This is a genomic window from Citrobacter sp. Cpo069, from assembly GCF_030332785.1.
GTDB lineage: Bacteria > Pseudomonadota > Gammaproteobacteria > Enterobacterales > Enterobacteriaceae > Citrobacter > Citrobacter portucalensis.
Map to the genome: position 1 here is coordinate 350,166 of NZ_JAOWHD010000063.1, position 14,066 is coordinate 364,231.

At 54.7% G+C, this 14,066-nt stretch carries 15 protein-coding genes and 1 riboswitch; of the genes, 11 read left to right on the forward strand and 4 right to left on the reverse strand.

The genetic code is table 11. The features are described 5' to 3' along the window. Positions 1–51 precede the first annotated feature (51 nt). Both OGY08_RS24335 and bioA read right to left on the reverse strand, forming a co-directional pair. A complete protein-coding gene (locus OGY08_RS24335) occupies positions 52–528 on the reverse strand; it encodes a kinase inhibitor (protein ID WP_048214637.1) in 477 nt (158 codons plus the stop codon). Positions 529–585: 57 nt separating this feature from the next. Beyond that, complete coding sequence (bioA, locus tag OGY08_RS24340; RefSeq protein WP_125362538.1) at positions 586–1,875, reverse strand: adenosylmethionine--8-amino-7-oxononanoate transaminase; 1,290 nt, start codon at positions 1,873–1,875, stop codon at positions 586–588. 76 nt (positions 1,876–1,951) lie between these two features. On the opposite strand from bioA, the gene bioB reads away from it, so the two are divergent. The 4 genes from bioB to bioD are packed head-to-tail and all read left to right on the forward strand — an operon-like array spanning position 1,952 to position 5,576. Continuing rightward, positions 1,952–2,992, forward strand: a complete 1,041-nt coding sequence (gene bioB / locus OGY08_RS24345; RefSeq protein WP_008784180.1) for a biotin synthase BioB — start codon at positions 1,952–1,954, stop codon at positions 2,990–2,992. Beyond that, complete coding sequence (gene bioF, locus OGY08_RS24350; RefSeq protein ID WP_125362539.1) at positions 2,989–4,146, forward strand: 8-amino-7-oxononanoate synthase; 1,158 nt, start codon at positions 2,989–2,991, stop codon at positions 4,144–4,146. The genes bioB and bioF overlap by 4 nt, the downstream gene beginning before the upstream one ends. After that, the gene (gene bioC / locus OGY08_RS24355; protein WP_125362540.1) at positions 4,130–4,885 is read left to right on the forward strand and encodes a malonyl-ACP O-methyltransferase BioC; all 756 of its coding nucleotides are present in this window, start codon (positions 4,130–4,132) and stop codon (positions 4,883–4,885) included. Before bioF ends, bioC begins: the two co-directional genes overlap by 17 nt. Continuing rightward, positions 4,878–5,576 (forward strand): dethiobiotin synthase, encoded by a 699-nt coding sequence (gene bioD, locus OGY08_RS24360; protein ID WP_125362541.1) that lies wholly within the window; start codon positions 4,878–4,880, stop codon positions 5,574–5,576. Before bioC ends, bioD begins: the two co-directional genes overlap by 8 nt. Here bioD and OGY08_RS24365 read toward each other — a convergent pair. Then, complete coding sequence (locus OGY08_RS24365; protein ID WP_048214632.1) at positions 5,542–6,264, reverse strand: ABC transporter ATP-binding protein; 723 nt, start codon at positions 6,262–6,264, stop codon at positions 5,542–5,544. The genes bioD and OGY08_RS24365 overlap by 35 nt on opposite strands. 768 nt (positions 6,265–7,032) lie before the next feature. Here OGY08_RS24365 and uvrB point away from each other — a divergent pair. Continuing rightward, a complete protein-coding gene (gene uvrB / locus OGY08_RS24370; RefSeq protein ID WP_048235802.1) occupies positions 7,033–9,054 on the forward strand; it encodes an excinuclease ABC subunit UvrB in 2,022 nt (673 codons plus the stop codon). Positions 9,055–9,208: 154 nt separating this feature from the next. Here uvrB and yvcK read toward each other — a convergent pair whose 3' ends face one another. Then, positions 9,209–10,117, reverse strand: a complete 909-nt coding sequence (yvcK, locus tag OGY08_RS24375) for a uridine diphosphate-N-acetylglucosamine-binding protein YvcK (RefSeq protein WP_003831525.1) — start codon at positions 10,115–10,117, stop codon at positions 9,209–9,211. A gap of 329 nt (positions 10,118–10,446) precedes the next feature. Further along, positions 10,447–10,592: riboswitch (molybdenum cofactor riboswitch) on the forward strand. Between yvcK and moaA the strand changes: the two genes are divergently transcribed. The 6 genes from moaA (at position 10,580) to OGY08_RS24405 (ending at position 14,027) form a co-directional block, all read left to right on the forward strand. After that, positions 10,580–11,569, forward strand: coding sequence for a GTP 3',8-cyclase MoaA (gene moaA / locus OGY08_RS24380; RefSeq protein ID WP_032934386.1), 990 nt, complete (start codon positions 10,580–10,582; stop codon positions 11,567–11,569). It overlaps the preceding riboswitch by 13 nt. Before the next feature lie 19 nt (positions 11,570–11,588). Beyond that, the gene (gene moaB / locus OGY08_RS24385) at positions 11,589–12,101 is read left to right on the forward strand and encodes a molybdenum cofactor biosynthesis protein B (RefSeq protein ID WP_003035187.1); all 513 of its coding nucleotides are present in this window, start codon (positions 11,589–11,591) and stop codon (positions 12,099–12,101) included. A gap of 2 nt (positions 12,102–12,103) precedes the next feature. After that, a complete protein-coding gene (gene moaC / locus OGY08_RS24390) occupies positions 12,104–12,589 on the forward strand; it encodes a cyclic pyranopterin monophosphate synthase MoaC (protein WP_003035188.1) in 486 nt (161 codons plus the stop codon). Next, positions 12,582–12,827, forward strand: a complete 246-nt coding sequence (gene moaD / locus OGY08_RS24395) for a molybdopterin synthase sulfur carrier subunit (RefSeq protein ID WP_003831530.1) — start codon at positions 12,582–12,584, stop codon at positions 12,825–12,827. Before moaC ends, moaD begins: the two co-directional genes overlap by 8 nt. 1 nt (position 12,828) lies before the next feature. Next, positions 12,829–13,281, forward strand: a complete 453-nt coding sequence (gene moaE, locus OGY08_RS24400; protein ID WP_008784190.1) for a molybdopterin synthase catalytic subunit MoaE — start codon at positions 12,829–12,831, stop codon at positions 13,279–13,281. 41 nt (positions 13,282–13,322) lie between these two features. Beyond that, on the forward strand, positions 13,323–14,027 hold the full coding sequence (locus tag OGY08_RS24405) for a Bax inhibitor-1/YccA family protein (RefSeq protein ID WP_003831536.1): 705 nt from the start codon (positions 13,323–13,325) through the stop codon (positions 14,025–14,027). The last annotated feature ends 39 nt before the right edge of the window (positions 14,028–14,066 follow it).

Sequence of the window (14,066 nt, forward strand, 5' to 3'; positions counted from 1 at the left end):
GTCTGCTTTGTAGGCCGGATGAGGTGAAACCGACATCCGGCACAACACAGCTTAGCTAAACATCGCCGTAATCGAGGCGCTGGCGAGCGAGTGGAAATGGACGTTAAATCCAACCATCGCGCCGCTGGCACCTTCATCGACATCAATACGCTCCACATCCAGGGCGTGAACCGTAAAGATATAGCGGTGGGTTTCCCCCTTCGGCGGCGCAGCGCCACCATAACCAGCTTTACCAAAATCTGTACGGGTCTGAATCACCCCATCCGGTTGTGCAACCAGCCCGGAGCCGAATCCTTGCGGGAGTACGCGGGTATCAGCCGGCAGATTTACCACCACCCAATGCCACCAGCCGGAGCCGGTTGGCGCATCAGGATCAAAGCAGGTCACGACAAAGCTTTTGGTTCCTGCGGGTACGTCATCCCACGCCAGGTGGGGGGAAATATTATCCCCGTCATAGCCCATGCCGTTAAAGACGTGGCGATGCCCAAGCTTATCGCCATCGCGCAAATCGTTACTGATTAGTTTCATGCTGACTCCTCTCGTTAGCCAAAAAGTGTAGCCAGAAACCGTAGAGCTTACCGCTGATTAATCGCTAAAAAATGTTGCATTGCGCACAGCCTCGTTCACGGCCTGCGTCAGGCGACGCAACTGATCGGGCTGGATGATGTACGGTGGCATCAGGTAGATGAGCTTGCCAAACGGTCTTATCCACACGCCCTGTTCGACAAAGAACTTCTGTAACGCTGCCATATTCACCGGATGCGTGGTTTCGATGACGCCGATGGCGCCGAGCACGCGTACGTCCGCGACCCAACTGGAGTCCGCCGCCGGGGCGAGTTCTGCCCGCAACTGCGCTTCAATGGCCGCTACCTGCGCGCGCCACTCGCCGGTTTCGATTAACGACAGGCTGGCGGAGGCGACGGCGCAGGCCAACGGATTGCCCATAAAGGTCGGGCCGTGCATGAAGCATCCGGCTTCACCGTTGCTGATGGTTTCCGCAACCTGGCGGGTGGTGAGGGTTGCAGAAAGGGTCATTGTTCCGCCGGTTAACGCTTTGCCCAGGCATAAAATGTCCGGAGTGATGTCGGCATGCTCGCAGGCAAACAGCTTGCCTGTACGACCAAATCCGGTGGCGATTTCATCGGCAATCAGCAGGATCCCTTCACGGTCGCACATCTTACGGATGCGTTTTAACCATTCGGGATGATACATGCGCATACCGCCAGCGCCCTGTACGATTGGCTCTAGGATCACCGCCGCAATTTCGTGGCGATGCGCGGCCATCAGACGGGCAAAAGGCACCATATCCAGTTCGTCCCACTCGCCGTCCATGCGGCTTTGTGGGGCAGGGGCAAACAGGTTCTCCGGCAGGTACCCCTTCCACAGACTGTGCATTGAGTTGTCAGGATCGCAGACCGACATCGCGCCGAAGGTATCACCATGGTAACCATTACGAAATGTCAGGAAACGCTGGCGGGATTCGCCTTTAGACTGCCAGTATTGCAGCGCCATTTTCATTGCAACTTCTACTGCGACCGACCCTGAATCCGCGAGAAAAACGCACTCCAGCGCCTCTGGCGTCATCGCCACCAACTGGCGGCACAGCGCAATGGCCGGGGCATGGGTAATGCCGCCAAACATCACATGCGACATGGCATCAATCTGCGTTTTCATCGCGGCGTTCAGCTGCGGGTGATTGTAACCGTGGATTGCCGCCCACCAGGATGACATGCCGTCAATCAGCTTCTCACCGCTGGCTAAGATCAGTTCGCAACCTTCGGCACGCGCCACCGGATAAACCGGCAACGGGGAGGTCATGGAGGTGTATGGGTGCCAGATATGGCGTTGGTCAAACGCAAGATCGTCCGTTGTCATAATCGACTTGTAAACCAAATTAAAAAGATTTAGGTTTACGAGTCTACACCAAACTAACAACGAAACGTATACCAATATGGCTCATTCTTCTCGCTGGACAATGTCGCAAGTCACCGAATTATTTGAAAAACCGCTGTTGGATCTGTTGTTTGAAGCGCAGCAGGTTCATCGCCAGCATTTCGATCCGCAGCAGGTACAAGTTAGTACGCTGCTGTCGATTAAGACCGGTGCTTGCCCGGAAGATTGCAAATACTGCCCGCAAAGCTCCCGCTATAAAACCGGTCTGGAAACGGAACGGTTGATGGAGGTTGAACAGGTACTGGACTCGGCACGTAAGGCGAAGCAGGCCGGTTCAACGCGGTTTTGCATGGGCGCGGCGTGGAAGAACCCGCATGAGCGCGATATGCCGTACCTGGAACAAATGGTTCAGGGCGTGAAAGAACTAGGGCTGGAAGCCTGTATGACGCTGGGCACGCTGGACGAATCTCAGGCCCAGCGCCTGGCCAATGCGGGTCTGGACTACTACAACCACAACCTCGACACCTCGCCGGAATTTTACGGCAATATCATCACCACCCGCTCGTACCAGGAGCGCCTGGATACGCTGGATAAAGTGCGCGAGGCGGGCATTAAAGTTTGCTCCGGCGGGATTGTTGGGCTGGGCGAAACGGTGACCGACCGCGCGGGTCTGCTGCTGCAATTAGCGAATCTGCCGACGCCGCCGGAAAGTGTGCCGATCAACATGCTGGTGAAAGTGAAGGGCACGCCGCTTGCCGATAACGACGACGTAGATGCTTTTGATTTTATTCGTACTATCGCTGTGGCGCGTATCATGATGCCGACCTCATACGTGCGTCTTTCTGCCGGGCGCGAGCAGATGAACGAACAAACCCAGGCGATGTGCTTTATGGCCGGGGCCAACTCGATTTTCTACGGCTGCAAACTGCTGACCACCCCGAACCCGAACGAAGATAAGGATTTGCTGTTATTTCGCAAGCTGGGTCTTAACCCGCAGCAAACGGCGGTACTGGCGGGCGATAACGAACAGCAACAACGTCTGGAGCAGGCGCTGCGTACCCCGGATACCGACGATTACTACAACGCGGCAACCGTATGACCTGGCAGCAAAAAATTGACGATGCGCTAACAGCGCGTCGTCGTGCTGATGCCCTGCGTCAGCGCTATGCAGTGACGCAGGGAGCCGGGCGCTGGCTGCAGGCCGACGGTCGCCAGTATCTGAATTTCTCCTGCAACGACTACCTCGGCTTAAGCCACCATCCGCAGATTATCTGCGCGTGGCAGCAGGGCGCTGAGCGTTTTGGCGTCGGCAGCGGCGGCTCGGGCCATGTCAGCGGTTATTCCGTTGCTCATCAGGCTCTGGAAGAAGAGCTGGCGCAGTGGCTCGGCTATTCCCGGGCGCTGTTGTTCATCTCTGGTTTTGCCGCCAATCAGGCGGTCATTGCCGCACTGATGGGAAAAGATGACAAGATTGTTGCCGACAGGCTCAGCCATGCCTCGCTGCTGGAGGCTGCCAGTCTTAGCCCTGCCGTGTTACGTCGCTTTACTCATAACGACTCGCAACATCTGGATCGTCTGCTGACAGCCCCCTGTCCGGGGCAGCAACTGGTGATCACCGAAGGCGTGTTCAGCATGGATGGCGACAGCGCGCCGCTGGCAGAAATCCACGTGGTGGCGAAACGGCAGGGCGCGTGGCTGCTGGTGGATGATGCGCATGGGATTGGCGTAAGCGGTGAGGAAGGGCGTGGTTCGTGCTCCCGACAGCAGGTGAAACCTGAGCTGTTGGTGGTGACATTTGGCAAAGGGTTCGGCGTCAGCGGTGCGGCGATCCTGTGTTCTGATAGCGTGGCCGATTATCTGCTGCAGTATGCCCGTCATCTGATCTACAGCACCAGCATGCCGCCAGCCCAGGCTCAGGCCTTGCGCGCCGCGCTGGCGGTGATCCGCAGCCGCGAAGGCGATGAGCGCAGAGAAAAGCTGGCGATGCTGATCCAGCGTTTTCGCGCAGGGGTGAATACTACGGATTTGACGCTGGCACATTCAGACAGCGCTATTCAACCGCTGATCGTTGGCGACAATCATAAAGCCTTGCAACTGGCACAGACGTTACGGCAACAGGGGTGCTGGGTGACGGCGATTCGTCCACCGACGGTGCCGGTTGGGACGGCCAGGCTGCGGATTACGCTGACCCAGGCGCATGAAGTCCAGGATATCGACAACTTACTGGAGGTGCTGCATGGCGCAGGTCAATAAGCAGGCGATTGCCGCTGCGTTTGGTCGCGCGGCCACGCACTATGAGCAACATGCGGAGCTTCAGCGTCAGAGCGCCGATGCGTTACTGGCGCAACTCAATGGCCGGGCGTTCTCACGGGTTTTGGACGCGGGCTGTGGGCCTGGGCGTATGAGTCGTTACTGGCGGGAGCAGGGGAGCGAGGTCTGTGCGCTGGATCTGTCGGCGCAAATGCTTACGCAAGCGCAGCGTCACGATGTCGCCCATCACTATCTGCTGGCGGATATCGAAGCCATTCCGCAGGCCGCTGCCACTTTCGACCTGGCCTGGAGCAATCTGGCCGTGCAGTGGTGCAACGACCTGCGCGGCGCGTTACGCGAGCTATACCGGGTGGTGCGTCCTGGAGGGGAGGTGGCGTTTAGTACGCTGGCGCAAGGGTCGATGCCGGAACTTCGTCAGGCGTGGAGAGCGGTTGATGATCGGGAGCACGCCAACCGTTTTTTGCCCGTGGAGCAACTGGAAAACGCTCTGTGCGGCTGGGACGTTGAATACCAGTCTCATGCCGTCACGCTGTGGTTTGACGATGCGCTGAGTGCCATGCGCTCGCTAAAGGGCATTGGCGCGACGCATTTGCATGATGGACGTGAGCAGCGTGTGCTGACCCGCTCGCAGTTGCGCCAGTTACAGCTCGCCTGGCCTTGTCAGCAGGGGAAATATCCGCTGACCTATCATCTTTTTTTGGGAGTAATTCAACGTGACTAACACGTATTTTGTCACCGGGACGGACACCGAAGTAGGTAAAACTATCGCCAGCTGTGCGTTGCTTCAGGCGGCGGGACAGCTGGGGTTGCGAACGGTCGGCTATAAGCCGGTGGCGTCAGGCAGTGAAATGACGGCTGAAGGTCTGCGAAACAGCGATGCGCTGGCTCTACAGCGCAACAGCGTTGTGGCAGTGGATTATGCGGCCATCAATCCGTATACCTTCGCCGAACCTACCTCACCGCATATCATCAGTGCTGACGAAGGACGCCCCATTCAGGCTTCAGTGATGTCTGCGGGTTTACGCTTGCTTGAAGAACAAGCTGACTGGGTATTGGTGGAAGGCGCAGGCGGATGGTTTACGCCACTTTCACCAACGCTGAGTTTTTCTGACTGGGTAAAAGCGGAACAACTGCCGGTGATTCTGGTGGTTGGTGTTAAGCTCGGTTGTATCAACCATGCCATTTTGACCTCCCAGGCGGTGCAGCAGGCCGGGCTGACGCTCGCCGGATGGGTTGCCAATGATGTGCTGCCACCTGGCAAGCGTCATGCTGAATATATGGCGACGCTAAAGCGTGCGCTTGCGGCTCCGCTACTGGGGGAAATACCCTGGCTGGCAGAAGAGCCGGAACGAGCATCGACAGGTCGTTATATCGATCTTAGCGTTTTGTCTCTGGCATCCACCAGTCGTTGATTAGCGGGTCGCTGAATTGTGTTATTTGCCCTTGAGCCACGTTGCGTCCACGATGTAACAAGCAATAGCAGTCGGCGACCCGACGAATAAACGGCAGGCTCTGCTCCGCGAGCATAATGGCGATGCCAAGCTCCTGGCTTAGCCTCACAATCAGATTCCCCAGTTTGTGGATATACGCCTGGCCACTTCCTCGTGTCGGCTCATCGAGAATCAGCAGGCGCGGGCGAGTGACCAGCGCACTGGCGAGTGCAAGCTGGTGCTGATTTTCCTCTGATAATGCCACCCCTTTGGCCTGACGCAGTACAAACAGCTGCGGAAACAGGCGGTAAATATCGCTGCTGTTCATCGCTTCGCTTTCCTCAACCGCCTGGCGCGCAATGTGCAGATTTTCCTCTACCGTCAGCTGCGAAAAGATTCGCCGTTCCTGTGATACACAGTTAATACCCAGCGCAATGCGCTTTGCCGCCGGAATCTGAAGCAGATCGCAAGGTGGTGCGCCAGCCTGATGCCAGAACATGGTTCCGCTCTCAATCGGTAAATTGCCTGTGATGCAATTGGCCAGCGTGGTTTTTCCCATCCCTGGAAGACCCAGCACGGCGGTACATTTGCCGGGCAACAGGTCGAGATCGACATCCCAAAGCGAGTGTTGATTACCGTAATAGTGATTCACTGCACGAAGACTCAACATAGATTTCTCCCTCATGATGATATCCGCCTCGCGGGCTGATGGTCGGGAGAAAACTGCAAATCTCTTGCCAGAAGCGGAATTAGGGGAAAATACAGCAGAATAGAGTATTGAGCGGGTTGCGGTATCCGGCTTGTTGTGGATGAGAGCCGCAGTGTGCACATTGTCAGTGCCTGGTGGCGTTGTGATGGTGCAGGCAGGAAAATGATGAAAATGCGAGCAAGATCTCGGCTATCCCAGGTCGCTTCGTTAGCTGATAAATATCAAAAAATAGCGATAATTTTTTTTTATCCCACCAGAAAAGATCATCAGGACGTTTTTGCCAGGCTACAGTCCGTACGGGCTGGAGGCAGTTATCCACTATTCCTGTGGATAACCTTGTGTATTAGAGTTAGAAAACACAAGGTAAGCGAGAGAAGACGCGGCCTGCGACTAAATTGATGCGAAAGACGGCTTGAGATAATAATCATTAAATTACAGTGTGTTAGATAAATGCAATGGCTGTCGCAGAAGTGTCATGTGTTGCCACAAAACTTTCATCGGGTAGCTTGACAAATGTTAAAAAAGTCATTGGTTTGGGGATAACACATTTTTGCTGGTGTTTTATCTTGCCTGCGGACAAATTTTAGCCTGTAGTCACGGCCATTTTGCTGGCGTAACAGAAATATTCTGGCGCGTTACTGTTTTTTCATCCAGTATATTTTACTGGCAAAATATACTGCTGCGAGTAAAATTACACACCTGCCCGCCCATTGCTTCAGGTAGCTGCTCATGAGTAAACCGTTCAAACTAAATTCCGCTTTTAAACCCTCTGGCGATCAGCCCGAGGCGATACGTCGCCTGGAAGAAGGTCTGGAGGATGGTCTGGCGCATCAGACGCTGCTGGGGGTGACGGGGTCGGGGAAAACATTCACCATCGCGAACGTGATTGCGGACCTACAGCGCCCTACCATGGTGCTGGCCCCCAATAAGACGCTTGCCGCGCAGTTGTACGGTGAGATGAAAGAGTTCTTCCCGGATAACGCGGTGGAGTATTTCGTCTCCTACTACGACTATTATCAGCCGGAAGCCTACGTGCCAAGTTCTGACACCTTCATCGAGAAGGATGCTTCGGTTAACGAACACATTGAGCAGATGCGTCTGTCAGCAACCAAAGCGTTGCTTGAGCGACGGGATGTCGTCGTCGTAGCGTCGGTTTCCGCGATTTATGGTCTGGGTGACCCGGACCTGTACCTGAAAATGATGCTGCACCTGACGGTGGGGATGATTATCGACCAGCGCGCGATCCTGCGTCGTCTGGCGGAGCTGCAATATACTCGTAACGATCAGGCATTCCAGCGCGGGACCTTCCGCGTGCGCGGTGAAGTGATCGACATATTCCCGGCGGAATCTGACGACATCGCGTTGCGCGTGGAACTGTTTGATGAAGAGGTCGAACGTTTGTCGCTGTTTGACCCGCTTACCGGACAGGTCGAATCCACTATTTCGCGCTTTACCATCTATCCCAAAACGCACTACGTGACGCCGCGCGAACGTATTGTTCAGGCGATGGAAGAAATTAAGGTTGAGCTGGCAGAGCGGCGAAAAGTCCTGTTGGCAAATAACAAACTGCTGGAAGAACAGCGCTTAAGTCAGCGTACCCAGTTCGATCTGGAAATGATGAACGAGCTGGGTTACTGCTCGGGGATTGAAAACTATTCCCGCTATCTGTCCGGGCGTGGTCCGGGCGAGCCACCGCCGACGCTGTTTGATTACCTGCCTGCCGATGGCCTGCTGGTGGTGGATGAATCTCACGTGACTATCCCGCAAATTGGCGGCATGTATCGCGGTGACCGGGCGCGTAAAGAAACCCTGGTCGAATACGGATTCCGTCTGCCGTCTGCGCTGGATAACCGTCCGCTTAAATTTGAAGAGTTTGAAGCGCTGGCCCCGCAAACCATCTACGTTTCGGCGACGCCGGGCAACTATGAGCTGGAGAAATCCGGTGATGATGTGGTCGATCAGGTAGTAAGACCGACCGGCCTGCTGGATCCGGTCATTGAGGTGCGCCCGGTGGCGACGCAGGTTGACGATCTGCTATCTGAGATCCGCACCCGTGCGGCGATTAACGAACGTGTGCTGGTCACCACGCTCACCAAACGGATGGCGGAGGATCTCACCGAGTATCTTGAAGAGCACGGTGAACGGGTGCGTTATCTGCACTCTGACATCGATACCGTGGAACGTATGGAAATCATTCGTGACCTGCGTCTGGGCGAGTTTGACGTGCTGGTGGGTATCAACCTGTTACGTGAAGGTCTGGACATGCCTGAGGTCTCCCTGGTGGCGATTCTGGACGCAGACAAAGAAGGGTTCCTGCGTTCTGAACGGTCACTTATTCAGACCATTGGTCGTGCGGCGCGTAACATCAACGGTAAGGCGATTCTCTACGGCGATAAAATTACCGCCTCTATGGCTAAAGCGATTGGTGAAACCGAACGTCGCCGTGAGAAGCAGCAGCTCTATAACGAAGAACACGGTATTACGCCGCAGGGGCTGAACAAGAAAGTGGTCGATATTCTGGCGCTGGGTCAGAATATTGCGAAGACCAAAGCGAAAGGCAAAGGGAAGTCACGCGCAGGCGCGAAGTCTGAGGTTGTCGAACTGGATATGACGCCAAAAGCGCTGCAGCAGAAGATTCACGAGCTGGAAGGGCAGATGTTGCAACACGCGCAGAATCTCGAATTTGAAGAGGCCGCGACAATCCGTGACCAGTTGCATCAGTTGCGCGAGTTGTTTATTGCGGCATCGTAAGGCGGTGTCGGATGCGGGGTGGATAGCATTCGTAGGCCGGATGCCGGAGCAAATCGTTTTGTAGGCCTGATAAGCAAAGCGCATCAGGCATTGTTTGATGCCGGAGCAAATCGTTTTGTAGGCCTGATAAGCGAAGCGCATCAGGCAAATCCGTTCAGCCCAGCGCCTGCACTGCTTTCTCCAGCGCACTATGCAATAGCTGGCGGTCATGGCGGTAGGGAATATCGCTGGCTTCCAGCACTTCCTGGATCACAACGCGGTCGGTAACGGCGGAAGCATCCACTTTCGGCCCCACAACCACCGCATCAATCACTTTCTTCCCGACGTACTGTTCAATAATGGCCAGCTTATCGCTAAGCGTCAGGCTGGCTGCTGGCAGGCTTAATTCGCGTCCAAGATTGCCTATGTAGACCATCGGAGCCGGTGTGCGACGTAATGCCTGTGACATTTCATCGAGTAAAAGAATCGGCATCAGGCTGGTGTAAAAACTGCCGGGGCCTATCAAAATTAAATCCGCTTCAGCGATAGCCTCAACGGCCTCCCGTGTAGTCGGGACTTTTGGCGAAAGCATCAGTTCCTGAGGTGGGACGGTGAGCTGATCGATATTCACTTCGCCATAAACTTCGTGCCCCTGGTCATCAATGGCCATCAGATCCACCGGCAGCTCCGACATCGGAATTAAATGTGCGTCAACTTTCAGCAGGCTACGAATTAAATTGATAGCTTCCAGAGGCCGCACGCTGAGGTGATCGAGCGCCTTTAACATCAGATTTCCGAGGTTATGCCCGGAAAGTTCGCCATTACCGCCAAAACGATACTCAAACATAGCGGATGCAACGCTGGGTTGGGTAATTAACTGGTTCAGACAGTTACGCATGTCTCCCCAGGCAATCCCTCCTTCAGAGCGACGAATACGACCTGTCGACCCGCCGTTATCGGTGGTGGTGACGATACCCGTCAGGCGGGAACCTAATGGGGAAAGAGAGGAGAGAACGCGTCCTAATCCATGCCCTCCGCCGAGAGCGACAACGCGGTCCAAATCTGCCAGCGTGCGAGTGCGCATATATTTTCCTGATATCAATTGATCGGCGCTACAGTAACGTAAATAGCGTGTTTTCAGCAATTATCCAGTCGGAATCTGCCGTAATTTTTTTCTGCGATCTACTCCTTTCTGACGACACTCACCTGATGGCAAGATGATGTATATCAATGCAAAACTGTGATTTTTGCTTATTCTGTAGCGAAATTGCACGATTATGTCGCTATATACATATTTATACAGCGAAAGTGTACATGGCAAAAGCGCCATTTACACGCTAGTATCGGCATAACCACAAAGTACTCTTAAGAATTTGAGTTGCCGGAAGCCAACGCATCTGCAACTCGAAGTATGATGAGTATAAACACTCTAGCCTCTGCACCTGGGTCAAATGATACGGTGCTTTGGCCGTGACAAGACTTGAAAAAGTTTGTCACCAGGGCGCAGGAAGAAATGACTACGTCTCCCGTATTTGGAAAGGTGTACATGGGCTCTCAACTTACCGATGCTTTCGCACGTAAGTTTTACTACTTACGTTTGTCGATTACCGATGTGTGTAACTTTCGTTGCACCTACTGCCTGCCGGATGGCTATAAGCCCGGCGGGGTCACCAATAACGGCTTTTTAACCGTTGATGAAATTCGCCGTGTCACGCGTGCGTTCGCCAGTCTGGGAACGGAAAAAGTGCGTCTGACGGGGGGCGAACCTTCACTGCGTCGCGACTTCACTGACATTATCGCCGCCGTGCGCGAAAACGACGCCATTCGCCAGATTGCGGTAACCACCAATGGTTATCGTCTGGCGCGCGATGCCGCCGCCTGGCGCGATGCCGGACTGACCGCGCTCAACGTCAGCGTCGACAGCCTCGACGCCCGTCAGTTTCACGCCATTACCGGACAGGACAAGTTTCAGCAGGTGATGGCGGGCATTGATGCCGCCTTTGATGCCGGTTTTGAAAAAGTGAAAGTCAACACCGTGCTGATGCGCGACGTAAACCATCATCAACTGGACACCTTCCTGGCGTGGATCCAACCTCGACCAATCCAACTGCGTTTTATTGAACTGATGGAAACGGGCGAGGGCAGCTCTCTCTTCCGTAAACACCATATTTCCGGACAGGTACTGCGCGATGAGCTGCTGCGTCGCGGCTGGATCCACCAGATCCGACAGCGTAGCGACGGCCCGGCTCAGGTTTTCTGTCATCCTGATTATGTTGGCGAAATTGGTCTGATCATGCCTTATGAGAAAGACTTCTGCGCCACCTGTAATCGTCTGCGCGTTTCCTCTGTCGGCAAGCTTCATCTGTGTTTATTTGGTGAAGGCGGCGTAAGCCTGCGTGATTTGCTGGAAGACGATGCTCAGCAACCGGCGCTGGAAGAACGTATTTCAGCCGCGCTGCTGGAGAAAAAGCAGACCCATTTCCTGCATCAGAACAATACCGGTATTACGCAAAACTTATCTTACATTGGCGGCTGATCGCTAAAAGGAGTTTTTCATGAGTCAGGTAAGCGCTGAATTTATCCCGACACGCATTGCTATTCTTACTGTTTCCAACCGTCGCGGCGAAGAAGATGACACCTCCGGCCATTATCTGCGTGACTCGGCGCAAGAAGCGGGTCATCAGATTGTCGATAAGGCGATTGTCAAAGAGAACCGCTACGCCATCCGCGCCCAGGTTTCTGCCTGGATTGCCAGTGACGATGTACAGGTGGTGCTCATTACCGGTGGCACTGGCTTAACCGAAGGGGACCAGGCGCCGGAAGCGCTGCAACCGCTGTTCGACAGAGAAGTCGAAGGGTTTGGCGAAGTATTCCGTATGCTGTCGTTTGAAGAGATTGGCACCGCGACGCTGCAATCCCGTGCGATTGCCGGGGTGGCGAATAAAACGCTGATTTTTGCCATGCCGGGTTCGACCAAAGCGTGTCGTACTGCCTGGGAAAATATCATTGCGCCGCAGCTTGATGCCCGTACGCGTCCGTGTAATTTCCACCCACATTTGAAGAAATAAGTATGTCGCAACTGACTCATATTAACGCCGCTGGCGAAGCGCATATGGTGGATGTCTCCGCCAAAGCGGAAACCGTACGCGAGGCGCGTGCAGAAGCATTCGTGACCATGCGTAGCGAAACGCTGGCGATGATTATCGACGGCAGCCATCATAAGGGCGACGTTTTCGCCACGGCGCGTATTGCCGGTATCCAGGCCGCCAAACGCACCTGGGATCTTATCCCACTGTGTCACCCACTGATGCTGAGCAAGGTTGAAGTCAATCTGCACGCTGAACCGGAACATAACCGCGTACGTATTGAAACGCTGTGTCGCCTAACCGGTAAAACCGGCGTTGAAATGGAAGCGTTAACGGCAGCCTCCGTGGCGGCGTTGACCATCTACGATATGTGCAAAGCGGTGCAAAAGGATATGGTGATTGGTCCGGTGCGTTTGCTGGCAAAAAGCGGCGGCAAATCGGGTGATTTTAAGGTGGATGCACATGATTAAGGTTCTTTTCTTTGCTCAGGTACGGGAACTGGTGAACACCGATGCGTTAGAAGTTGCCGCCGAGTTTGCAACGGTAGAAGCGCTGCGCAAGCATCTGGCGGCGCAAAGCGATCGCTGGGCGCTGGCGCTGGAAGACGGCAAGCTGCTGGCGGCGGTGAATCAGACGCTGGTCAGTTTTGACCATCCTCTTAACGCGGGTGATGAAGTCGCTTTCTTCCCGCCGGTAACCGGAGGCTAAAATGGCTGAAACGCGAATTGTTGTTGGCCATGCGCCGTTCAGCGTCGGGGATGAGTATCCCTGGCTGGCAGAGCGCGATGAAGACGGCGCGGTAGTCACTTTCACCGGTAAAGTCCGCAATCACAATCTCGGTGACAGCGTTAAGGCGTTAACGCTGGAACACTATCCGGGAATGACCGAAAAAGCGCTGGCGGAGATTGTCGACGAAGCGCGTTCGCGCTGGCCGCTGGGTCGGGTGACGGTGATCCATCGCATTGGCGAACTGTGGCCGGGTGACGAAATCGTTTTTGTTGGCGTGACCAGCGCGCATCGCAGCAGCGCGTTTGATGCCGGGCAGTTCATTATGGATTACCTGAAAACCCGCGCGCCGTTCTGGAAGCGCGAGGCCACGCCGGAAGGTGAGCGCTGGGTTGATGCCCGCGACAGTGATAAGCTAGCAGCAAAACGCTGGTAGAGTACAATTGTTGTAGGCTCATACTGATTCAGGAGATTGTCATGGACCGATTCCCACGATCCGATTCTATTGTACAGGCCCGTTCCGGCTTGCAAACGTATATGGCGCAGGTGTACGGCTGGATGACCTGCGGACTATTGCTGACGGCGTTTATCGCCTGGTATGCGGCAAATACGCCCGCGGTGATGATGTTTGTCTTCTCCAGCAAAATCACCTTCTTTGGCCTGATCATCGCTCAACTGGCGCTGGTGTTTGTTCTGTCCGGCATGGTGCAAAGGCTGAGCGCGGGTATGGCGACCACGCTGTTTATGCTCTATTCGGCATTAACCGGGTTGACGCTATCAAGCATCTTTATTGTCTATACCTACTCGTCTATCGCCAGCACCTTCGTGGTCACTGGCGGGATGTTCGGGATCATGAGTTTGTATGGCTACACCACCAAGCGCGATCTGAGCGGCTTCGGCAATATGCTGTTTATGGCGCTGATCGGTATTGTGCTGGCTTCGCTGGTTAACTTCTGGCTGAAGAGCGAAGCGCTGATGTGGGCGGTGACCTATATCGGGGTGATAGTGTTTGTCGGTCTGACCGCCTATGACACGCAGAAGCTGAAAAATATCGGTGAGCAGATCGACCTGCGAGACAGCTCCAATCTGCGTAAATACGCGATTCTTGGGGCCTTAACGCTGTATCTGGACTTCATCAACCTGTTCCTGATGCTGCTGCGTATTTTCGGCAATCGTCGTTAATTGTCTGTTGCCGAATGGTATAAAAAGTAGGCCGGATGC